7 protein-coding genes are annotated in these 16,869 nt (G+C 41.0%); 5 read left to right on the top strand and 2 right to left on the bottom strand.

The annotated features are described in order from the left end of the window. The first annotated feature begins 59 nt into the window (after positions 1-59). The 3 genes from LVD16_RS21485 to LVD16_RS21475 all read left to right on the top strand — a co-directional run bounded on the left by LVD16_RS21485 (position 60) and on the right by LVD16_RS21475 (position 13,904). A complete protein-coding gene (locus tag LVD16_RS21485) occupies positions 60-545 on the top strand; it encodes a hypothetical protein (protein ID WP_233770348.1) in 486 nt (161 codons plus the stop codon). A gap of 281 nt (positions 546-826) precedes the next feature. Further along, positions 827-1,099 carry a hypothetical protein gene (locus LVD16_RS21480; protein ID WP_233770347.1) on the top strand — a complete coding sequence of 91 codons (273 nt, stop codon included), beginning with the start codon at positions 827-829 and terminating at the stop codon, positions 1,097-1,099. A gap of 1 nt (position 1,100) precedes the next feature. Then, positions 1,101-13,904, top strand: coding sequence for a PKD-like domain-containing protein (locus LVD16_RS21475; protein ID WP_233770346.1), 12,804 nt, complete (start codon positions 1,101-1,103; stop codon positions 13,902-13,904). A gap of 35 nt (positions 13,905-13,939) precedes the next feature. Here LVD16_RS21475 and LVD16_RS21470 read toward each other — a convergent pair whose 3' ends face one another. Continuing rightward, complete coding sequence (locus tag LVD16_RS21470; RefSeq protein WP_233770345.1) at positions 13,940-14,950, bottom strand: acyl-CoA reductase; 1,011 nt, start codon at positions 14,948-14,950, stop codon at positions 13,940-13,942. 113 nt (positions 14,951-15,063) lie between these two features. Here LVD16_RS21470 and LVD16_RS21465 point away from each other — a divergent pair, with 113 nt between their 5' ends. Then, positions 15,064-15,411, top strand: coding sequence for a 4Fe-4S binding protein (locus LVD16_RS21465; RefSeq protein WP_233770344.1), 348 nt, complete (start codon positions 15,064-15,066; stop codon positions 15,409-15,411). Here LVD16_RS21465 and LVD16_RS21460 read toward each other — a convergent pair whose 3' ends face one another. Continuing rightward, on the bottom strand, positions 15,412-16,317 hold the full coding sequence (locus tag LVD16_RS21460) for a DUF58 domain-containing protein (protein ID WP_233770343.1): 906 nt from the start codon (positions 16,315-16,317) through the stop codon (positions 15,412-15,414). A 177-nt stretch (positions 16,318-16,494) separates the two neighbouring features. Between LVD16_RS21460 and LVD16_RS21455 the strand changes: the two genes are divergently transcribed. Next, entirely contained in the window at positions 16,495-16,842 is a 348-nt protein-coding gene (locus LVD16_RS21455; protein ID WP_233770342.1) for a DUF3276 family protein, read from the top strand. Positions 16,843-16,869: the final 27 nt, after the last annotated feature.

The following is a 16,869-nucleotide window of genomic DNA, read 5'->3' as shown; positions in this document are numbered from 1 at the left end:
TGATAATAAAGAGCAAAGGCAACAAATTTAAAATTAATTATTATAAATTTGTTAACACTATGGATAAGGAAATACTTATTTACATCGTATTCATTGCTATCGCAATAATAAGCCGACTTTTAAAGTCCAACAAAAACAGGTCAAAAGCTCCATCTGCCCCACCACAACAGAGAGAGACTCCAAGTCAAAGACCAGGCGGAGCAAAATCATTTGAAGAATTACTGCGAGAATTCACTGGAGAGGATACCTCTACTGAGCCTAGAAGTCTCGAGACAGTAGAAACGGAATATGAAAGTTATGAGCAAATCCCTTCTGATGATGAAATAAGAGAGACCTACGAGAGATCTGTTAATCAAGCCAAGAAATTAAAGACCCTGGATGAGCAGGTAGATCTTGAAGATATCAGAACCAAATCTAAATACTTTGCTGAGGATGAAGTGAAGGAAGAGAACTCAGTGGCGAGTGACATTCTAGAATCTTTAAAAGATCCAGACGGAGCTAGAAGAGCCGTAATCTTATCTGAAATCATCAATAGAAAATACTAAAAATTTACAAAATAGTATAATAATTGAAGGAATCCTGTTTTCCCGTAACGGAAAATAGGATTTTTTATTATGAATTATTACTCCTTTAATTATATTGGACCCTTAATAGCTATAATTGATTGAAGTTTGAGGGTTTATGTACCCCTATTTTTAGTAAGCTTTAACATCGTAACGCCGGTTACATTATTTTTTTTAGATATATATAATATAATACAAATTTAATCTGACACATGATATTTAAGCATGTACCTATCTTGATCCTATTTAGTTTGGTTTGTTTAATGCCTACCAGAGCAGGTATTGTTAATGACAATTGCAATCTAACCTTAAAGACTAAAAAGCTTTCATCAGCCGATAATCTTGTGCATTTTCAGTTACAAGCGTCAGGAGGAGTTAAACCTTATAAATATTTTATATATAAGAGTTCTGAGCCAGAAAAAATTTTAAATCCCAATCCATTATCAAGTGAGTTTAATATGGCAGTGGGAGAATACAATGTCTATTTGCAAGACTCAAAAAGATGTAGTAAAAAGTTTATAATTGAAATTGAATAATATGCAACGAAAATATTTACTAGGCCTGTTATTCTTTTTTCTAATTTATATATCGAATATAGAATCATATGGTCAGACTTTTACAAATGGTATTATAACCTTCAATGTCACTCAACTTAATCCATGTGAAGGTGCTAATAATGGAAGCATTTTTGTTGAAGTTATAAGTAATTCAGGCGTCAGTGATTCTGTCTATTTACGAATTTTTGGTCCTCCAGATCTCTTACCTGGTGATTCTGTTGCAGTTGGATCAACTTATGCGTTTAATGATGGTTCCCTGCCGGAGGGAAGTTATTTTATACAAGTGACAGACCCCGCTGGTAGTACAGTTACGACTGTTCCACCAATTACCTTAGTGGAGGTAACATCTCCTTTATTGATAAGCCTTGATGCGGGTAGTCCTGTGAATAATACTAGTTGTATTTCTCCTAATGGTTCAATCAATATATCAGTAAGTGGAGGTTCTGGTGCGGGATATACCTACCTTTGGACTGCTGATAACGGCTTTACTTCCACTTCAGAGGATATCTCTGGTCTTGTAGGAGGGACTTATACCGTTGAGGCTTTTGATGTCGGTACTAATTGTTCAGAGACCTTAGTAATAGGACCTTTGTCAGATCCTTCACCGACTACTTTTAATATAACAACCTCATCGCCTCAAGATGTTTGCCAAGGTCAAAGTATAACATTGATATTAAATGATAGTGAAATACCACCTAATCCCGAAACGGTAGAATATACTATTTTAGTTAATGGAAATCCTATACCAAGTTCTACTAGAATTGGTGATGGAGATTCTTTAGCATTAACCATTCCAACAGGCAGTTTTGTAGATGGAGATATACTGACGGTTCAAGCTCACAATAATAATTGTGCTGATGTCATAATGAACGGCAGTGTTACTGCTAATGTCATTCCATTACCAGTTCCTAATATATCTGGACCAAGTGAAGTATGTGCAAATGAATTAGGCTCATTGTACAGTACAGATGCTGGACAGTCTAACTATGTATGGACTGTAGTTGGGGGTGCAATTGTATCGGGAGGTACAGCTACAGATGATAATGTAACAGTTGATTGGGGGGCTACGGGGCCAGGTAGTGTACAAGTTAACTATGAAGATCCAAATGGGTGTAGTGCTAGTACATCAACTTCTTTAAGTGTTACGATCAATAGTCTGCCGAATCCAACCATCACAGGAGATTTTGATGTTTGTGAAAATGAATCAAACGTAAACTACACCACAGAAGCAGGACAAACAAACTATGTATGGATTGTAACAGGCGGAACCATCGTATCAGGCGGAACCGCTACGGATGATAATGTAAGTGTAGATTGGGGTGCAGCAGGAGCAGGCACAGTTGAAGTTAGTTATGAAGACACCAATGGATGTTCACCGGCTGCAACAGTAGTAGAAAATGTAACGATTAATAGTTTACCGACTCCAACAATCACGGGAGACTTTAGTGTATGTGAAAGCGAAGCAGGAGTAAACTATACCACAGAAGCAGGTCAGACAAACTATGTATGGACTGTAACCGGAGGAACGATCGTATCAGGCGGAACTGCTACGGATAATACTGTAAGTGTAGATTGGGGAGCAGCTGGCTCAGGTAGCGTCACAGTAAATTATGAAGATGCCAATGGTTGTGGTGCAGCATCAGCTACTGCAGAAAATATTACTATCAATACTTTACCAGCTACGCCAAGCTTAGCAGGAGATACAGAAATATGTGCTAATCCTGTAGGGTCTACTTACACTACAGATGCAGGTCAAACGAATTATGGTTGGAACGTAATCGGCGGAACGATCACCGGGGGTGGCACAGTCACAGATAATACAGTAACAGTAGACTGGGGCTCAACAGGTCCAGGAAGTGTAGAGGTTAACTATGAGGATGCAAATGGTTGTAGTGCAGCTACTTCAGCTTTATTAAATGTAACCATCAATAGCTTACCCACTCCAACGATCACAGGAGATTTTGATGTTTGTGAAAATGAATCAAACGTAAACTACACTACAGAAGCAGGTCAGACAAACTATGTATGGACTGTAACAGGCGGAACGATCGTATCAGGCGGAACCGCTACGGATGATAATGTAAGTGTAGATTGGGGTGCAGCAGGAGCAGGCACAGTTGAAGTTAGTTATGAAGACACCAATGGATGTTCACCAGCTGCAACAGTAGTAGAAAATGTAACCATTAATAGCCTACCAACTCCAACGATCACAGGAGACTTAAGTGTATGTGAAAGTGAAGCAGGAGTAAATTATACCACAGAAGCAGGTCAGACAAACTATGTATGGACTGTAACAGGTGGAACGATCGTATCAGGCGGAACTGCTACGGATAATACTGTAAGTGTAGATTGGGGAGCAGCTGGCTCAGGTAGCGTCACAGTAAATTATGAAGATGCCAATGGTTGTGGTGCAGCATCAGCTACTGCAGAAAATATTACTATCAATACTTTACCAGCTACACCAAGCTTAGCAGGAGATACAGAAGTATGTGCTAATGCTGTAGGGTCTACTTACACCACAGATGCAGGTCAAACGAATTATGGTTGGAACGTAATCGGCGGAACTATCACCGGAGGAGGTACAGTCACAGATAATACAGTAACAGTAGACTGGGGCTCAACAGGTCCGGGAAGTGTAGAGGTTAACTATGAGGATGCAAATGGTTGTAGTGCAGCTACTTCAGCTTTATTAAGTGTAACCATCAATAACTTGCCCAATCCAACGATCACAGGAGATTTTGATGTTTGTGAAAATGAATCAAACGTAAACTACACCACAGAAGCAGGACAAACAAACTATGTATGGATTGTAACAGGCGGAACCATCGTATCAGGCGGAACCGCTACGGATGATAATGTAAGTGTAGATTGGGGTGCAGCAGGAGCAGGCACAGTTGAAGTTAGTTATGAAGACACCAATGGATGTTCACCGGCTGCAACAGTAGTAGAAAATGTAACGATTAATAGTTTACCGACTCCAACAATCACGGGAGACTTTAGTGTATGTGAAAGCGAAGCAGGAGTAAGCTATACCACAGAAGCAGGTCAGACAAACTATGTATGGACTGTAACAGGCGGAACAATAGTATCAGGCGGAACTGCTACGGATAATACTGTAAGTGTAGATTGGGGAGCAGCTGGCTCAGGTAGCGTCACAGTAAATTATGAAGATGCCAATGGTTGTGGTGCAGCATCAGCTACTGCAGAAAATATTACAATCAATACTTTACCAGCTACACCAAGCTTAACAGGAGATACAGAAGTATGTGCTAATGCTGTAGGGTCTACTTACACCACAGATGCAGGTCAAACGAATTATGGATGGAATGTAATCGGCGGAACGATCACCGGGGGTGGCACAGTCACAGATAATACAGTAACAGTAGACTGGGGCTCAACAGGTCCGGGAAGTGTAGAGGTTAACTATGAGGATGCAAATGGTTGTAGTGCAGCTACTTCAGCTTTATTAAGTGTAACCATCAATAGCTTACCCACTCCAACCATCACAGGAGATTTTGATGTTTGTGAAAATGAATCAAACGTAAACTACACTACAGAAGCAGGTCAGACAAACTATGTTTGGACAGTAACAGGTGGAACGATCGTATCAGGCGGAACCGCTACGGATGATAATGTAAGTGTAGATTGGGGTGCAGCAGGAGCAGGCACAGTAGAAATTAGTTATGAAGACATCAATGGATGTTCACCGGCTGCCACAGTAGTAGAAAATGTAACAATTAATAGTCTACCCACTCCAACGATCACAGGAGACTTTAGTGTATGTGAAAGCGAAGCAGGAGTAAGCTATACCACAGAAGCAGGTCAGACAAACTATGTATGGACTGTAACAGGCGGAACAATAGTATCAGGCGGAACTGCTACGGATAATACTGTAAGTGTAGATTGGGGAGCAGCTGGCTCAGGTAGCGTCACAGTAAATTATGAAGATGCCAATGGTTGTGGTGCGGCATCAGCTACTGCAGAAAATATTACAATCAATACTTTACCAGCTACACCAAGCTTAGCAGGAGATACAGAAGTATGTGCTAATGCTGTAGGATCTACTTACACCACAGATGCAGGTCAAACGAATTATGGTTGGAATGTAATCGGCGGAACGATCACCGGAGGTGGCACAGTCACAGATAATACAGTAACGGTAGACTGGGGCTCAACAGGTCCGGGAAGTGTAGAGGTTAACTATGAGGATGCGAATGGTTGTAGTGCAGCTACTTCAGCTTTATTAAGTGTAACCATCAATAGCTTACCCACTCCAACGATCACAGGAGATTTTGATGTTTGTGAAAATGAATCAAACGTAAACTACACTACAGAAGCAGGTCAGACAAACTATGTATGGACTGTAACAGGGGGAACCATCGTATCAGGCGGAACTGCTACGGATGATAATGTGAGTGTAGATTGGGGTGCAGCAGGAGCAGGCACAGTTGAAGTTAGTTATGAAGACACCAACGGATGTTCACCAGCTGCAACAGTGGTAGAAAATGTAACAATCAATGCTATTACAGGTGATCCTGCAGTTTTTGGGATAGAGACATGGATTGGCTATGTATATGATGATAGCTCTAATCCTTTTCCTCCATTCCCAGATTTTGATATCTCGAAATACCAAGGTTTTATAACCTCTACAGAAATTGATGCCTTCAATGCCTTGTCATCATATGATGAAACATCAGATGTATTTGACTTGAATGTCGATACAGGGGTAATGGCAGGAGCTAATATATGTGGCTCTTATCCTGATGATTTTAGCGTATCTTATAAGATGAGTAAGACATTTACCAACGGATCTTACGCCTTTGATATCGGTGGCGATGATGGTATTATGTTCTTTATAGATGGAATTCAGCAAACACTTAATAAATTCAATGTTGGAGATGCTGACCCAGATGCCAATCACTCTTATACAGTTTACAGATCGGATTCATTATGCTTAAATGGATCTCATAATTTGGAAATCAGGTATTTTGAAAGAGGTGGGGAGTCGAGAATAAGTTTTGATTACTTTGAGATAACTTATTTAGCCACTTTGACAAATCAAACTGATCCAACTACATGCGGAGGGAATGATGGAAGTATAGAAATTACTTTTAATAATGTTCCTGATGGGACATATACATTTGATTATGTTGATGGCTCAGGAGCGCCTCAACAGTTTACAAATGTTTCAGTTACCAGCGATGTTGCTGTAATTAGTGGTCTTTCTGCTGGTTTATATAATGACATCATTTTAACCTTGGGGGCATGTACATCAACTACCGAGGTAGACGTTACACTAAATGATCCGGTAACTCATAGCGTATCATTAGTAAGCGTAACCGATCCAAGCACATGTGGTGGCACAGATGGTTCTATTGAACTAGCGTTCGTAGGAGTAGCTGATGGCAGCTATAGCTTAGACTATGTGGATGGCAGTGGCTCACCACAGCAGTTCCTAAATGTAACAGTAACTGCAGGTTCAGCGACGATTCCTAACCTTACTTCAGGCGATTATAATGACATTACTTTAACGATCAGCGGCTGTACCAGTGCAGATGATGTAGATGCGAGCCTATCTGATCCGGTAACTCATAGCGTATCGTTAGTAAGCGTAACCGACCCAAGCACATGTGGTGGCACAGATGGATCTATTGAACTAGCGTTCGTAGGAGTAGCTGATGGCAGCTATAGCTTAGACTATGTTGATGGCAGTGGCTCACCACAGCAGTTCCTGAATGTAACAGTAACTGCAGGTTCAGCGACGATTCCTAACCTGACTTCAGGTGATTATAATGATATTACTTTAACGATCAGCGGCTGTACCAGTGCAGATGATGTAGATGCGAGCCTATCTGATCCGGTAACTCATAGCGTATCGTTAGTAAGCGTAACCGACCCAAGCACATGTGGTGGCACAGATGGATCTATTGAACTAGCGTTCGTAGGAGTAGCTGATGGCAGCTATAGCTTAGACTATGTTGATGGCAGTGGCTCACCACAGCAGTTCCTAAATGTAACAGTAACTGCAGGTTCAGCGACGATTCCTAACCTTACTTCAGGCGATTATAATGACATTACTTTAACGATCAGCGGCTGTACCAGTGCAGATGATGTAGATGCGAGCCTATCTGATCCGGTAACTCATAGCGTATCATTAGTAAGCGTAACCGACCCAAGCACATGCGGTGGCACAGATGGATCTATTGAACTAGCGTTCGTAGGAGTAGCTGATGGCAGCTATAGCTTAGACTATGTGGATGGCAGTGGCGCACCACAGCAGTTCCTGAATGTAACAGTAACTGCAGGTTCAGCGACGATTCCTAACCTGACTTCAGGCGATTATAATGACATTACTTTAACGATCAGTGGCTGTACCAGTGCAGATGATGTAGATGCGAGCCTATCTGATCCGGTAACTCATAGCGTATCATTAGTAAGCGTAACCGATCCAAGCACATGTGGTGGCACAGATGGTTCTATTGAACTAGCGTTCGTAGGAGTAGCTGATGGCAGCTATAGCTTAGACTATGTGGATGGCAGTGGCTCACCACAGCAGTTCCTGAATGTAACAGTAACTGCAGGTTCAGCGACGATTCCTAACCTGACTTCAGGCGATTATAATGACATTACTTTAACGATCAGCGGCTGTACCAGTGCAGATGATGTAGATGCGAGCCTATCTGATCCAGTAACTCATAGCGTATCATTAGTAAGCGTAACCGACCCAAGCACATGCGGTGGCACAGATGGTTCTATTGAACTAGCGTTCGTAGGAGTAGCTGATGGCAGCTATAGCTTAGATTATGTGGATGGCATTGGCGCACCACAGCAGTTCCTAAATGTAACAGTAACTGCAGGTTCAGCGACGATTCCTAACCTTGCTTCAGGTGATTATAATGACATTACTTTAACGATCAGCGGCTGTACCAGTGCAGATGATGTAGATGCGAGCCTATCTGATCCAGTAACTCATAGTGTATCATTAGTAAGCGTAACCGACCCAAGCACATGCGGTGGCACAGATGGTTCTATTGAACTAGCGTTCGTAGGAGTAGCTGATGGCAGCTATAGCTTAGACTATGTGGATGGCAGTGGCTCACCACAGCAGTTCCTGAATGTAACAGTAACTGCAGGTTCAGCGACGATTCCTAACCTGACTTCAGGCGATTATAATGACATTACTTTAACGATCAGCGGCTGTACCAGTGCAGATGATGTAGATGCGAGCCTTTCTGATCCGGTAACTCATAGCGTATCATTAGTAAGCGTAACCGATCCAAGCACATGTGGTGGCACAGATGGTTCTATTGAACTAGCGTTCGTAGGAGTAGCTGATGGCAGCTATAGCTTAGACTATGTGGATGGCAGTGGCTCACCACAGCAGTTCCTGAATGTAACAGTAACTGCAGGTTCAGCGACGATTCCTAACCTGACTTCAGGCGATTATAATGACATTACTTTAACGATCAGCGGCTGTACCAGTGCAGATGATGTAGATGCGAGCCTATCTGATCCAGTAACTCATAGCGTATCATTAGTAAGCGTAACCGACCCAAGCACATGCGGTGGCACAGATGGTTCTATTGAACTAGCGTTCGTAGGAGTAGCTGATGGCAGCTATAGCTTAGATTATGTGGATGGCATTGGCGCACCACAGCAGTTCCTAAATGTAACAGTAACTGCAGGTTCAGCGACGATTCCTAACCTTGCTTCAGGTGATTATAATGACATTACTTTAACGATCAGCGGCTGTACCAGTGCAGATGATGTAGATGCGAGCCTATCTGATCCAGTAACTCATAGTGTATCATTAGTAAGCGTAACCGACCCAAGCACATGCGGTGGCACAGATGGTTCTATTGAACTAGCGTTCGTAGGAGTAGCTGATGGCAGCTATAGCTTAGACTATGTGGATGGCAGTGGCTCACCACAGCAGTTCCTGAATGTAACAGTAACTGCAGGTTCAGCGACGATTCCTAACCTGACTTCAGGCGATTATAATGACATTACTTTAACGATCAGCGGCTGTACCAGTGCAGATGATGTAGATGCGAGCCTTTCTGATCCGGTAACTCATAGCGTATCATTAGTAAGCGTAACCGATCCAAGCACATGTGGTGGCACAGATGGTTCTATTGAACTAGCGTTCGTAGGAGTAGCTGATGGCAGCTATAGCTTAGACTATGTGGATGGCAGTGGCTCACCACAGCAGTTCCTGAATGTAACAGTAACTGCAGGTTCAGCGACGATTCCTAACCTGACTTCAGGCGATTATAATGACATTACTTTAACGATCAGCGGCTGTACCAGTGCAGATGATGTAGATGCGAGCCTATCTGATCCAGTAACTCATAGCGTATCATTAGTAAGCGTAACCGACCCAAGCACATGCGGTGGCATAGATGGTTCTATTGAACTAGCGTTCGTAGGAGTAGCTGATGGCAGCTATAGCTTAGACTATGTGGATGGCAGTGGCTCACCACAGCAGTTCCTGAATGTAACAGTAACTGCAGGTTCAGCGACGATTCCTAACCTGACTTCAGGCGATTATAATGACATTACTTTAACGATCAGCGGCTGTACCAGTGCAGATGATGTAGATGCGAGCCTATCTGATCCAGTAACTCATAGCGTATCATTAGTAAGCGTAACCGACCCAAGCACATGCGGTGGCATAGATGGATCTATTGAACTAGCGTTCGTAGGAGTAGCTGATGGCAGCTATAGCTTAGACTATGTGGATGGCAGTGGCGCACCACAGCAGTTCCTGAATGTAACAGTAACTGCAGGTTCAGCGACGATTCCTAACCTGACTTCAGGCGATTATAATGACATTACTTTAACGATCAGTGGCTGTACCAGTGCAGATGATGTAGATGCGAGCCTATCTGATGCGGTAACTCATAGCGTATCATTAGTAAGCGTAACCGACCCAAGCACATGTGGTGGCACAGATGGATCTATTGAACTAGCGTTCGTAGGAGTAGCTGATGGCAGCTATAGCTTAGACTATGTGGATGGCAGTGGCGCACCACAGCAGTTCCTAAATGTAACAGTAACTGCAGGTTCAGCGACGATTCCTAACCTGACTTCAGGCGATTATAATGACATTACTTTAACGATCAGCGGCTGTACCAGTGCAGATGATGTAGATGCGAGCCTATCTGATCCAGTAACTCATAGCGTATCATTAGTAAGCGTAACCGACCCAAGCACATGCGGTGGCATAGATGGATCTATTGAACTAGCGTTCGTAGGAGTAGCTGATGGCAGCTATAGCTTAGACTATGTGGATGGCAGTGGCTCACCACAGCAGTTCCTGAATGTAACAGTAACTGCAGGTTCAGCGACGATTCCTAACCTGACTTCAGGCGATTATAATGACATTACTTTAACGATCAGTGGCTGTACCAGTGCAGATGATGTAGATGCGAGCCTATCTGATGCGGTAACTCATAGCGTATCATTAGTAAGCGTAACCGACCCAAGCACATGTGGTGGCACAGATGGATCTATTGAACTAGCGTTCGTAGGAGTAGCTGATGGCAGCTATAGCTTAGACTATGTGGATGGCAGTGGCGCACCACAGCAGTTCCTGAATGTAACAGTAACTGCAGGTTCAGCGACGATTCCTAACCTGACTTCAGGTGATTATAATGACATTACTTTAACGATCAGCGGCTGTACCAGTGCAGATGATGTAGATGCGAGCCTATCTGATCCAGTAACTCATAGTGTATCATTAGTAAGCGTAACCGACCCAAGCACATGTGGTGGCACAGATGGATCTATTGAATTAGCGTTCGTAGGAGTAGCTGATGGCAGCTATAGCTTAGACTATGTGGATGGCAGTGGCTCACCACAGCAGTTCCTGAATGTAACAGTAACTGCAGGTTCAGCGACGATTCCTAACCTGACTTCAGGCGATTATAATGACATTACTTTAACGATCAGCGGCTGTACCAGTGCAGATGATGTAGACGCGAGCCTATCTGATCCGGTAACTCATAGCGTATCATTAGTAAGCGTAACTGACCCAAGCACATGCGGTGGCACAGATGGATCTATTGAACTAGCGTTCGTAGGAGTAGCTGATGGCAGCTATAGCTTAGATTATGTGGATGGCAGTGGCGCACCACAGCAGTTCCTGAATGTAACAGTAACAGCAGGTTCAGCGACGATTCCTAACCTGACTTCAGGCGATTATAATGACATTACTTTAACGATCAGTGGCTGTACCAGTGCAGATGATGTAGATGCGAGCCTTTCTGATCCGGTAACTCATAGCGTATCATTAGTAAGCGTAACCGATCCAAGCACATGTGGTGGCACAGATGGTTCTATTGAACTAGCGTTCGTAGGAGTAGCTGATGGCAGCTATAGCTTAGACTATGTGGATGGCAGTGGCACACCACAGCAGTTCCTAAATGTAACAGTAACTGCAGGTTCAGCGACGATTCCTAACCTTGCTTCAGGTGATTATAATGACATTACTTTAACGATCAGTGGCTGTACCAGTGCAGATGATGTAGATGCGAGCCTATCTGATCCGGTTGATTTTACCTTAATTATTGCAGATAAACAAGATATTTTGACCTGTGGAGGAAATGAAGGAAGTATAGATCTTACAGTTAACGGAGGAAGTGGAAACTTTACTTATAGCTGGATTGGGCCTAACAGTTTTACTAGTACTGATGAAGATTTAATATCATTGGATCAACCAGGTATATATACAGTCTTTGTTCGTGATAATGTTAGTGGATGTTCAAGTGGTATATCGGTTAATATTTCACAGCCAACCGGATGTGGTGTTTCAGATTGTTTCGTCTTCTCGAGAAATATTGATAGCATCACACGCCCTGATTGTGCTGATGATAATGGAGCTGTCCAACTTACCATTATTGGTACAACTAATACCGGTTTAGAGGTGACTTTTGCCACTGGAACTGGTTTGGGTTCATATAGTGTAGCTAGTCCTCAGAATACAATTAGTATATCTGAAAGTAATCTGAGTGAAGGCATTTATGGCTATACCATTTCAGATGGAGCCGGAAATGTATGTACAACATCGTTTGTTGAGCTTAGAACTTTGACCTCTGTAGAAGCAGAGTTAGTGCCTGGATCTGAAGAACATGTTTCTTGCTTTGGAGGAGTGGGTAGCGTTAGACTACAGAATTTAGCCAATTCATCAACTGGTGATTACTTCTATTCATTTAACCCTGGAGAATGGTTCCCTCTTGGAGGAGATAGAAGAGTACTTGGTCTTCCTGCAGGAACAACAGTGATTTCAGTGGGAGAGGAAATCAATGATGACTGCCCTATGTTTATAGAGGTGACATTAAATAACCTTAATCCACAAATCGAGTTTACACCAGTTTCTCATCCGGTGTCTGATTGTGAGAATAGTGATGGTTTTGTGACATTTGATATGTCTCCTACTGGAGGAAGTAATCCAACGGGTGACTATCGAGTAGCCTTAACTCCTGGCATTGGAAGCGCAGCTCCATCTTCTGATTTAGATTATGAGCCTGTAGTATTATCTGATGCAATTACTGCAAGCACTGGTACTAAAAATCTAAGTGCAGGAGGATATATGCTACATGTGATGGATGAATCTGGTTGTGTTAGAAGCAAGGAGGTTGTAATCGGATCACCAAACCAGGTGATGTTTGATGTGGAAGTTTTCTCTCCAAGTTGTATAGGAAATGGTAGAAATGGAATACTTACTTTTGAAGTGGATAACTCTATAGAAGTGCCAGGTCCTTATGTATTGATAATTACATATGGTGAGGATGAGTCCGAAATTTTCTATCAGGATAATAACTATAGTGGCGGTGAAGTATTGATGGATACTTTAGTGAATGGTACTTATAATGTAACAATAGATCCGTCCAATAATGACTTTTGTCCTAATAAGAAAACAGGACAAATTGATGGTGGACCTGATGCCGTAAGTTTTGATTATACCATTGAGTGTAACGAAGATGGTACGAAGAATTTACTGTTGACGGATATAATGGGAGATGATGATCAAGATTATACCTTGAGAGTCCTTGATCGCGGAACAAATGCTGTGGTTGCAACTCTTCAGTTCACGAATACTTTGGATAATGAATTCAGAATTGAAAGTCCGCTGTTCTTGAATTTCACTGAGGAATACATTTTAATTATGGAACAGGGTACATCCACATGTTTGATGGATTACAGACATCCTGATAATTTGATTGTCCCAGCTACCTTGACTGCATTTATCGGAGAAACTACTCAATCATTACCTGATAGATTTACAGGTTCATTACAGGTGTTTAATTTCTCTGGTGGTTTACCAGGATATTATACACAGATTGAGTTAGACTCAGCTGCTGTTCCGGGTCAAACGTTTATTACCAACTATGAAGAGGTTGAAGTGAACGATAACTTCCAATATGAAAAAGTGTATGAAGATGTACCAGCAGGTAGATATCTTGTACAGGTTTCTGACGAATTGGGTTGTGTGCTAGAACTTGTTGCGAGAGTGCCTTTAAATACAGATGTATTTATTCCGAACGTTTTCACTCCAAATGGTGATGATTCGAATGAGGTATTCTATATAAGAAATAAACCTAGAGACGAAAGTGTGGAATTAGTAATTACTAACAGATGGGGTAATACTGTTTATCAATCTGATGATTATCAGAATGATTGGACAGGAGATGAAACACCCGATGGTATATATTTCTACAAGGCCAAGATTGCAGGAGAACTGTTTACTGGATGGCTTGAGATATTAAGAGGGCAACCTTGATAAATAAAAAGGGCTTCTGAAAAGAAGCCCTTTTTTTATAATGAGGTTAGAAATTGTAAAGTATCTACTCCGTCCGCATAATCTTCAAGCTCAGGTAATTGTGCCTGACCAAATTGTTGTGCGTCTGATATGTCGATGTGTCCGTTGGTTACAATGCACTGAATTTTTTGGGAATGAGTTTTTAGATAATCCGATAAATCACTTTCCGATTGATAATTCTCATAAAAAAGAACGGAAATAGGTGAGACTAGTGCCTCATCCTTTTTTAAAAGTAGGAAACCATTATCTAAATGGTCTTCACCATTAACGAGATAGATTGACTTATTATAATCGTAGTTATTAGTGTATTTATGATGATGAGCTACGTGGTTATAAGACTCGATAGATTCAAAAAAGGTAGTGAAATCATAGTTGTCTGGCACCAGTAACTTTGAAACATTGCGACAACCCAGGCCAAAATATTGAAAAATATCCTTACCCAGCTGCTCTAGCTCTTCTCTAGACTCTTGACCCGTTAGAATGGCAACAGATGTTCGGTTCTTTCTAATGATGTTGGGGTATTTGGCAAAGTAAAATTCAAAATACCTGCTAGTATTGTCGCTGCCAGTGGCGATTATGGCATCTATATCCTTAAGTTGATCTTGGATGATAATTTGATTTTTGAATAATGGTTCAATATCAATTAGCTTGTTAATAGCCGTGGTCATTAAAAATTCATCTTGTGATGACATTTTAATGACGGCAATATTACCACTTATAAGAATGCATAACAGGTCATGAAAACCGACCATGGGTATATTACCTGCCATTACAATTCCAATCTTTTTTCCTTGATCTATTATTTGATAGTTGGATACCCAATTATTAAGCTTTTCTTCTGTTAATAATTTGGCTATTCCATTAAGGGAGAAAGTGATATTATCTTCCGTAAACCATGGATTTTGACTTTTGGCTCTCCACATCCAGTCCTTATCTTCATCTGCTGCCAGTGATGATAATTCACGCCCCAATTTCACAAAGGCCTCTATTCTTTTTTCAATATTCATAATCATTCAAAATAACCTTTAGTATCCGCTATCTGTTTGAAAGGATATAGATACTTTATATTTTTGCAAAGATTAGAATTTTTAAGTTTTAAAAAGAATAAATACAGTTTGTAATGGCGATAATGATTACTGATGAGTGCATTAACTGTGGAGCTTGCGAACCCGAATGTCCAAATACGGCTATTTACGAAGGCGGATTGGAATGGGATTGGGCAGGAGGCACTGATCTTACAGAGGTAGAGATGGAAGATGGTACGGTAATAGATGGTAAAGAACCACAAGAGCCTATCTCAGATGAGTTCTATTATATTGTACCTGGTAAGTGTACCGAATGTACTGGCTTTCACGAGGAGCCTCAATGCGCAGCTGTATGTCCTGTAGACTGTTGTGTTCCAGATCCAGATTATGAAGAAACTGAAGAAGAATTAAGTGCTAAGAAAGAATGGATGCATGAGGATTAATTACCTCATTTTTGTTCTTTTGATTAAATAAGCATTTAAAATCTCATTATAGTCAGAGCTGATATCAGCTTCGATAAAATCAATTTTTAATTGACCACAACGAAGCTTCAATTCATGATAGTAATTTTGAACGTTAGTAGTATAGTGTTCTTTTACTTGATTGGGTTGAAGCTTTATTTTTTCTCCAGACTCCAGGTCTATGAATTCATAGGGGCGATCCTCAAAATCAAAAGAATATTCCGTGTTCTTGTCAGTAACATGGAAGAGTAGTACTTCATGCTTGTTGTGTTTAAGGTGTTGTAAACCTTTGAAAATCTGATCCAGCTGATCAGGATTATCAAACATGTCACTAAAGATTATTATTAGTGATCGCTTATGATTTTTCTCAGCAACCTCATGTAAGATATCGGGTACATTGGTGCTTTTTTGTGGAGTGCTTTCTGTGAATAATTGTTCGAATAATGTAATAAGCTTCCTCAAGTGTGAGCTTGTAGAACTGATAGGTGTGGTAGTTTCTATCCGGTCTGAAAAGGTGGTTACTCCCACTGCATCTCTTTGCTTCTGAAGTAAATAAGATAGTGCCGCAGCACAAAGAATACTAAACCTTAATTTACCCTTAGATTTTACCGGATAATGCATTGAGGACGAATTATCGATGACAATTTGGCATCTTAAGTTAGTCTCCTCTTCAAACCTTTTGGTATATAAACGATCCGTTTTTGCATATACTTTCCAGTCTATATGCCTGGTGCTTTCACCGGAATTATAGAGGTGGTGCTCGGCGAATTCAACCGAAAAACCGTGATAAGGAGATTTGTGAAGTCCGGTGATGAAGCCATCAACCAATTGACGAGCTAAAAAATCGATTTGGCCGCTTTCTTTTACTTTATCAAGGTCTAATTTCATGCAAAAAATAGGAATTTATCCCTAAATCTAGGGAAATCATCTTGTCATAACACAGTATAATACAAAATGTTTCATAATTAATAATGATACGCTTGCATAAAACGTAATTATTATACTATATTTAAATCGGATTTATGTAAAGTACAAGCAAAAAATTAAAACTAAACTACTAGGATTGTGGAAGAGAATAATACTAACGAAAGAGAAGAAATATTTTCCGAAAGAGTAAGAGCGGGGAAGAGGACATATTTCTTTGATGTAAAAGCTACACGTTCGAATGACTATTATCTTACTATTACAGAAAGTAAAAGAAGATATAAGGATGATGGATTTACGTATGAGAAGCATAAGATCTTCCTTTATAAAGAAGATTTTAACAAATTTGTTGATGCGCTAAATAATACGGTAAGTCATGTGAAGGAGGAGTTATTACCAGATGTAGACTTCACACAATTTGATAGAGCATCAGATGAGAGTGAAATTGAAGATAACTCTGAAATAGATACAGAATTGAAATGGGATTAAACCCTGACAGAAACGATAACTAAAGCC

Source organism: Fulvivirga ligni, assembly GCF_021389935.1.
Classification (GTDB): Bacteria; Bacteroidota; Bacteroidia; order Cytophagales; family Cyclobacteriaceae; genus Fulvivirga; species Fulvivirga ligni.
The sequence above is the reverse complement of the archived record's forward strand: the minus strand, read 5'-3'. Positions and strand labels throughout refer to the sequence as shown.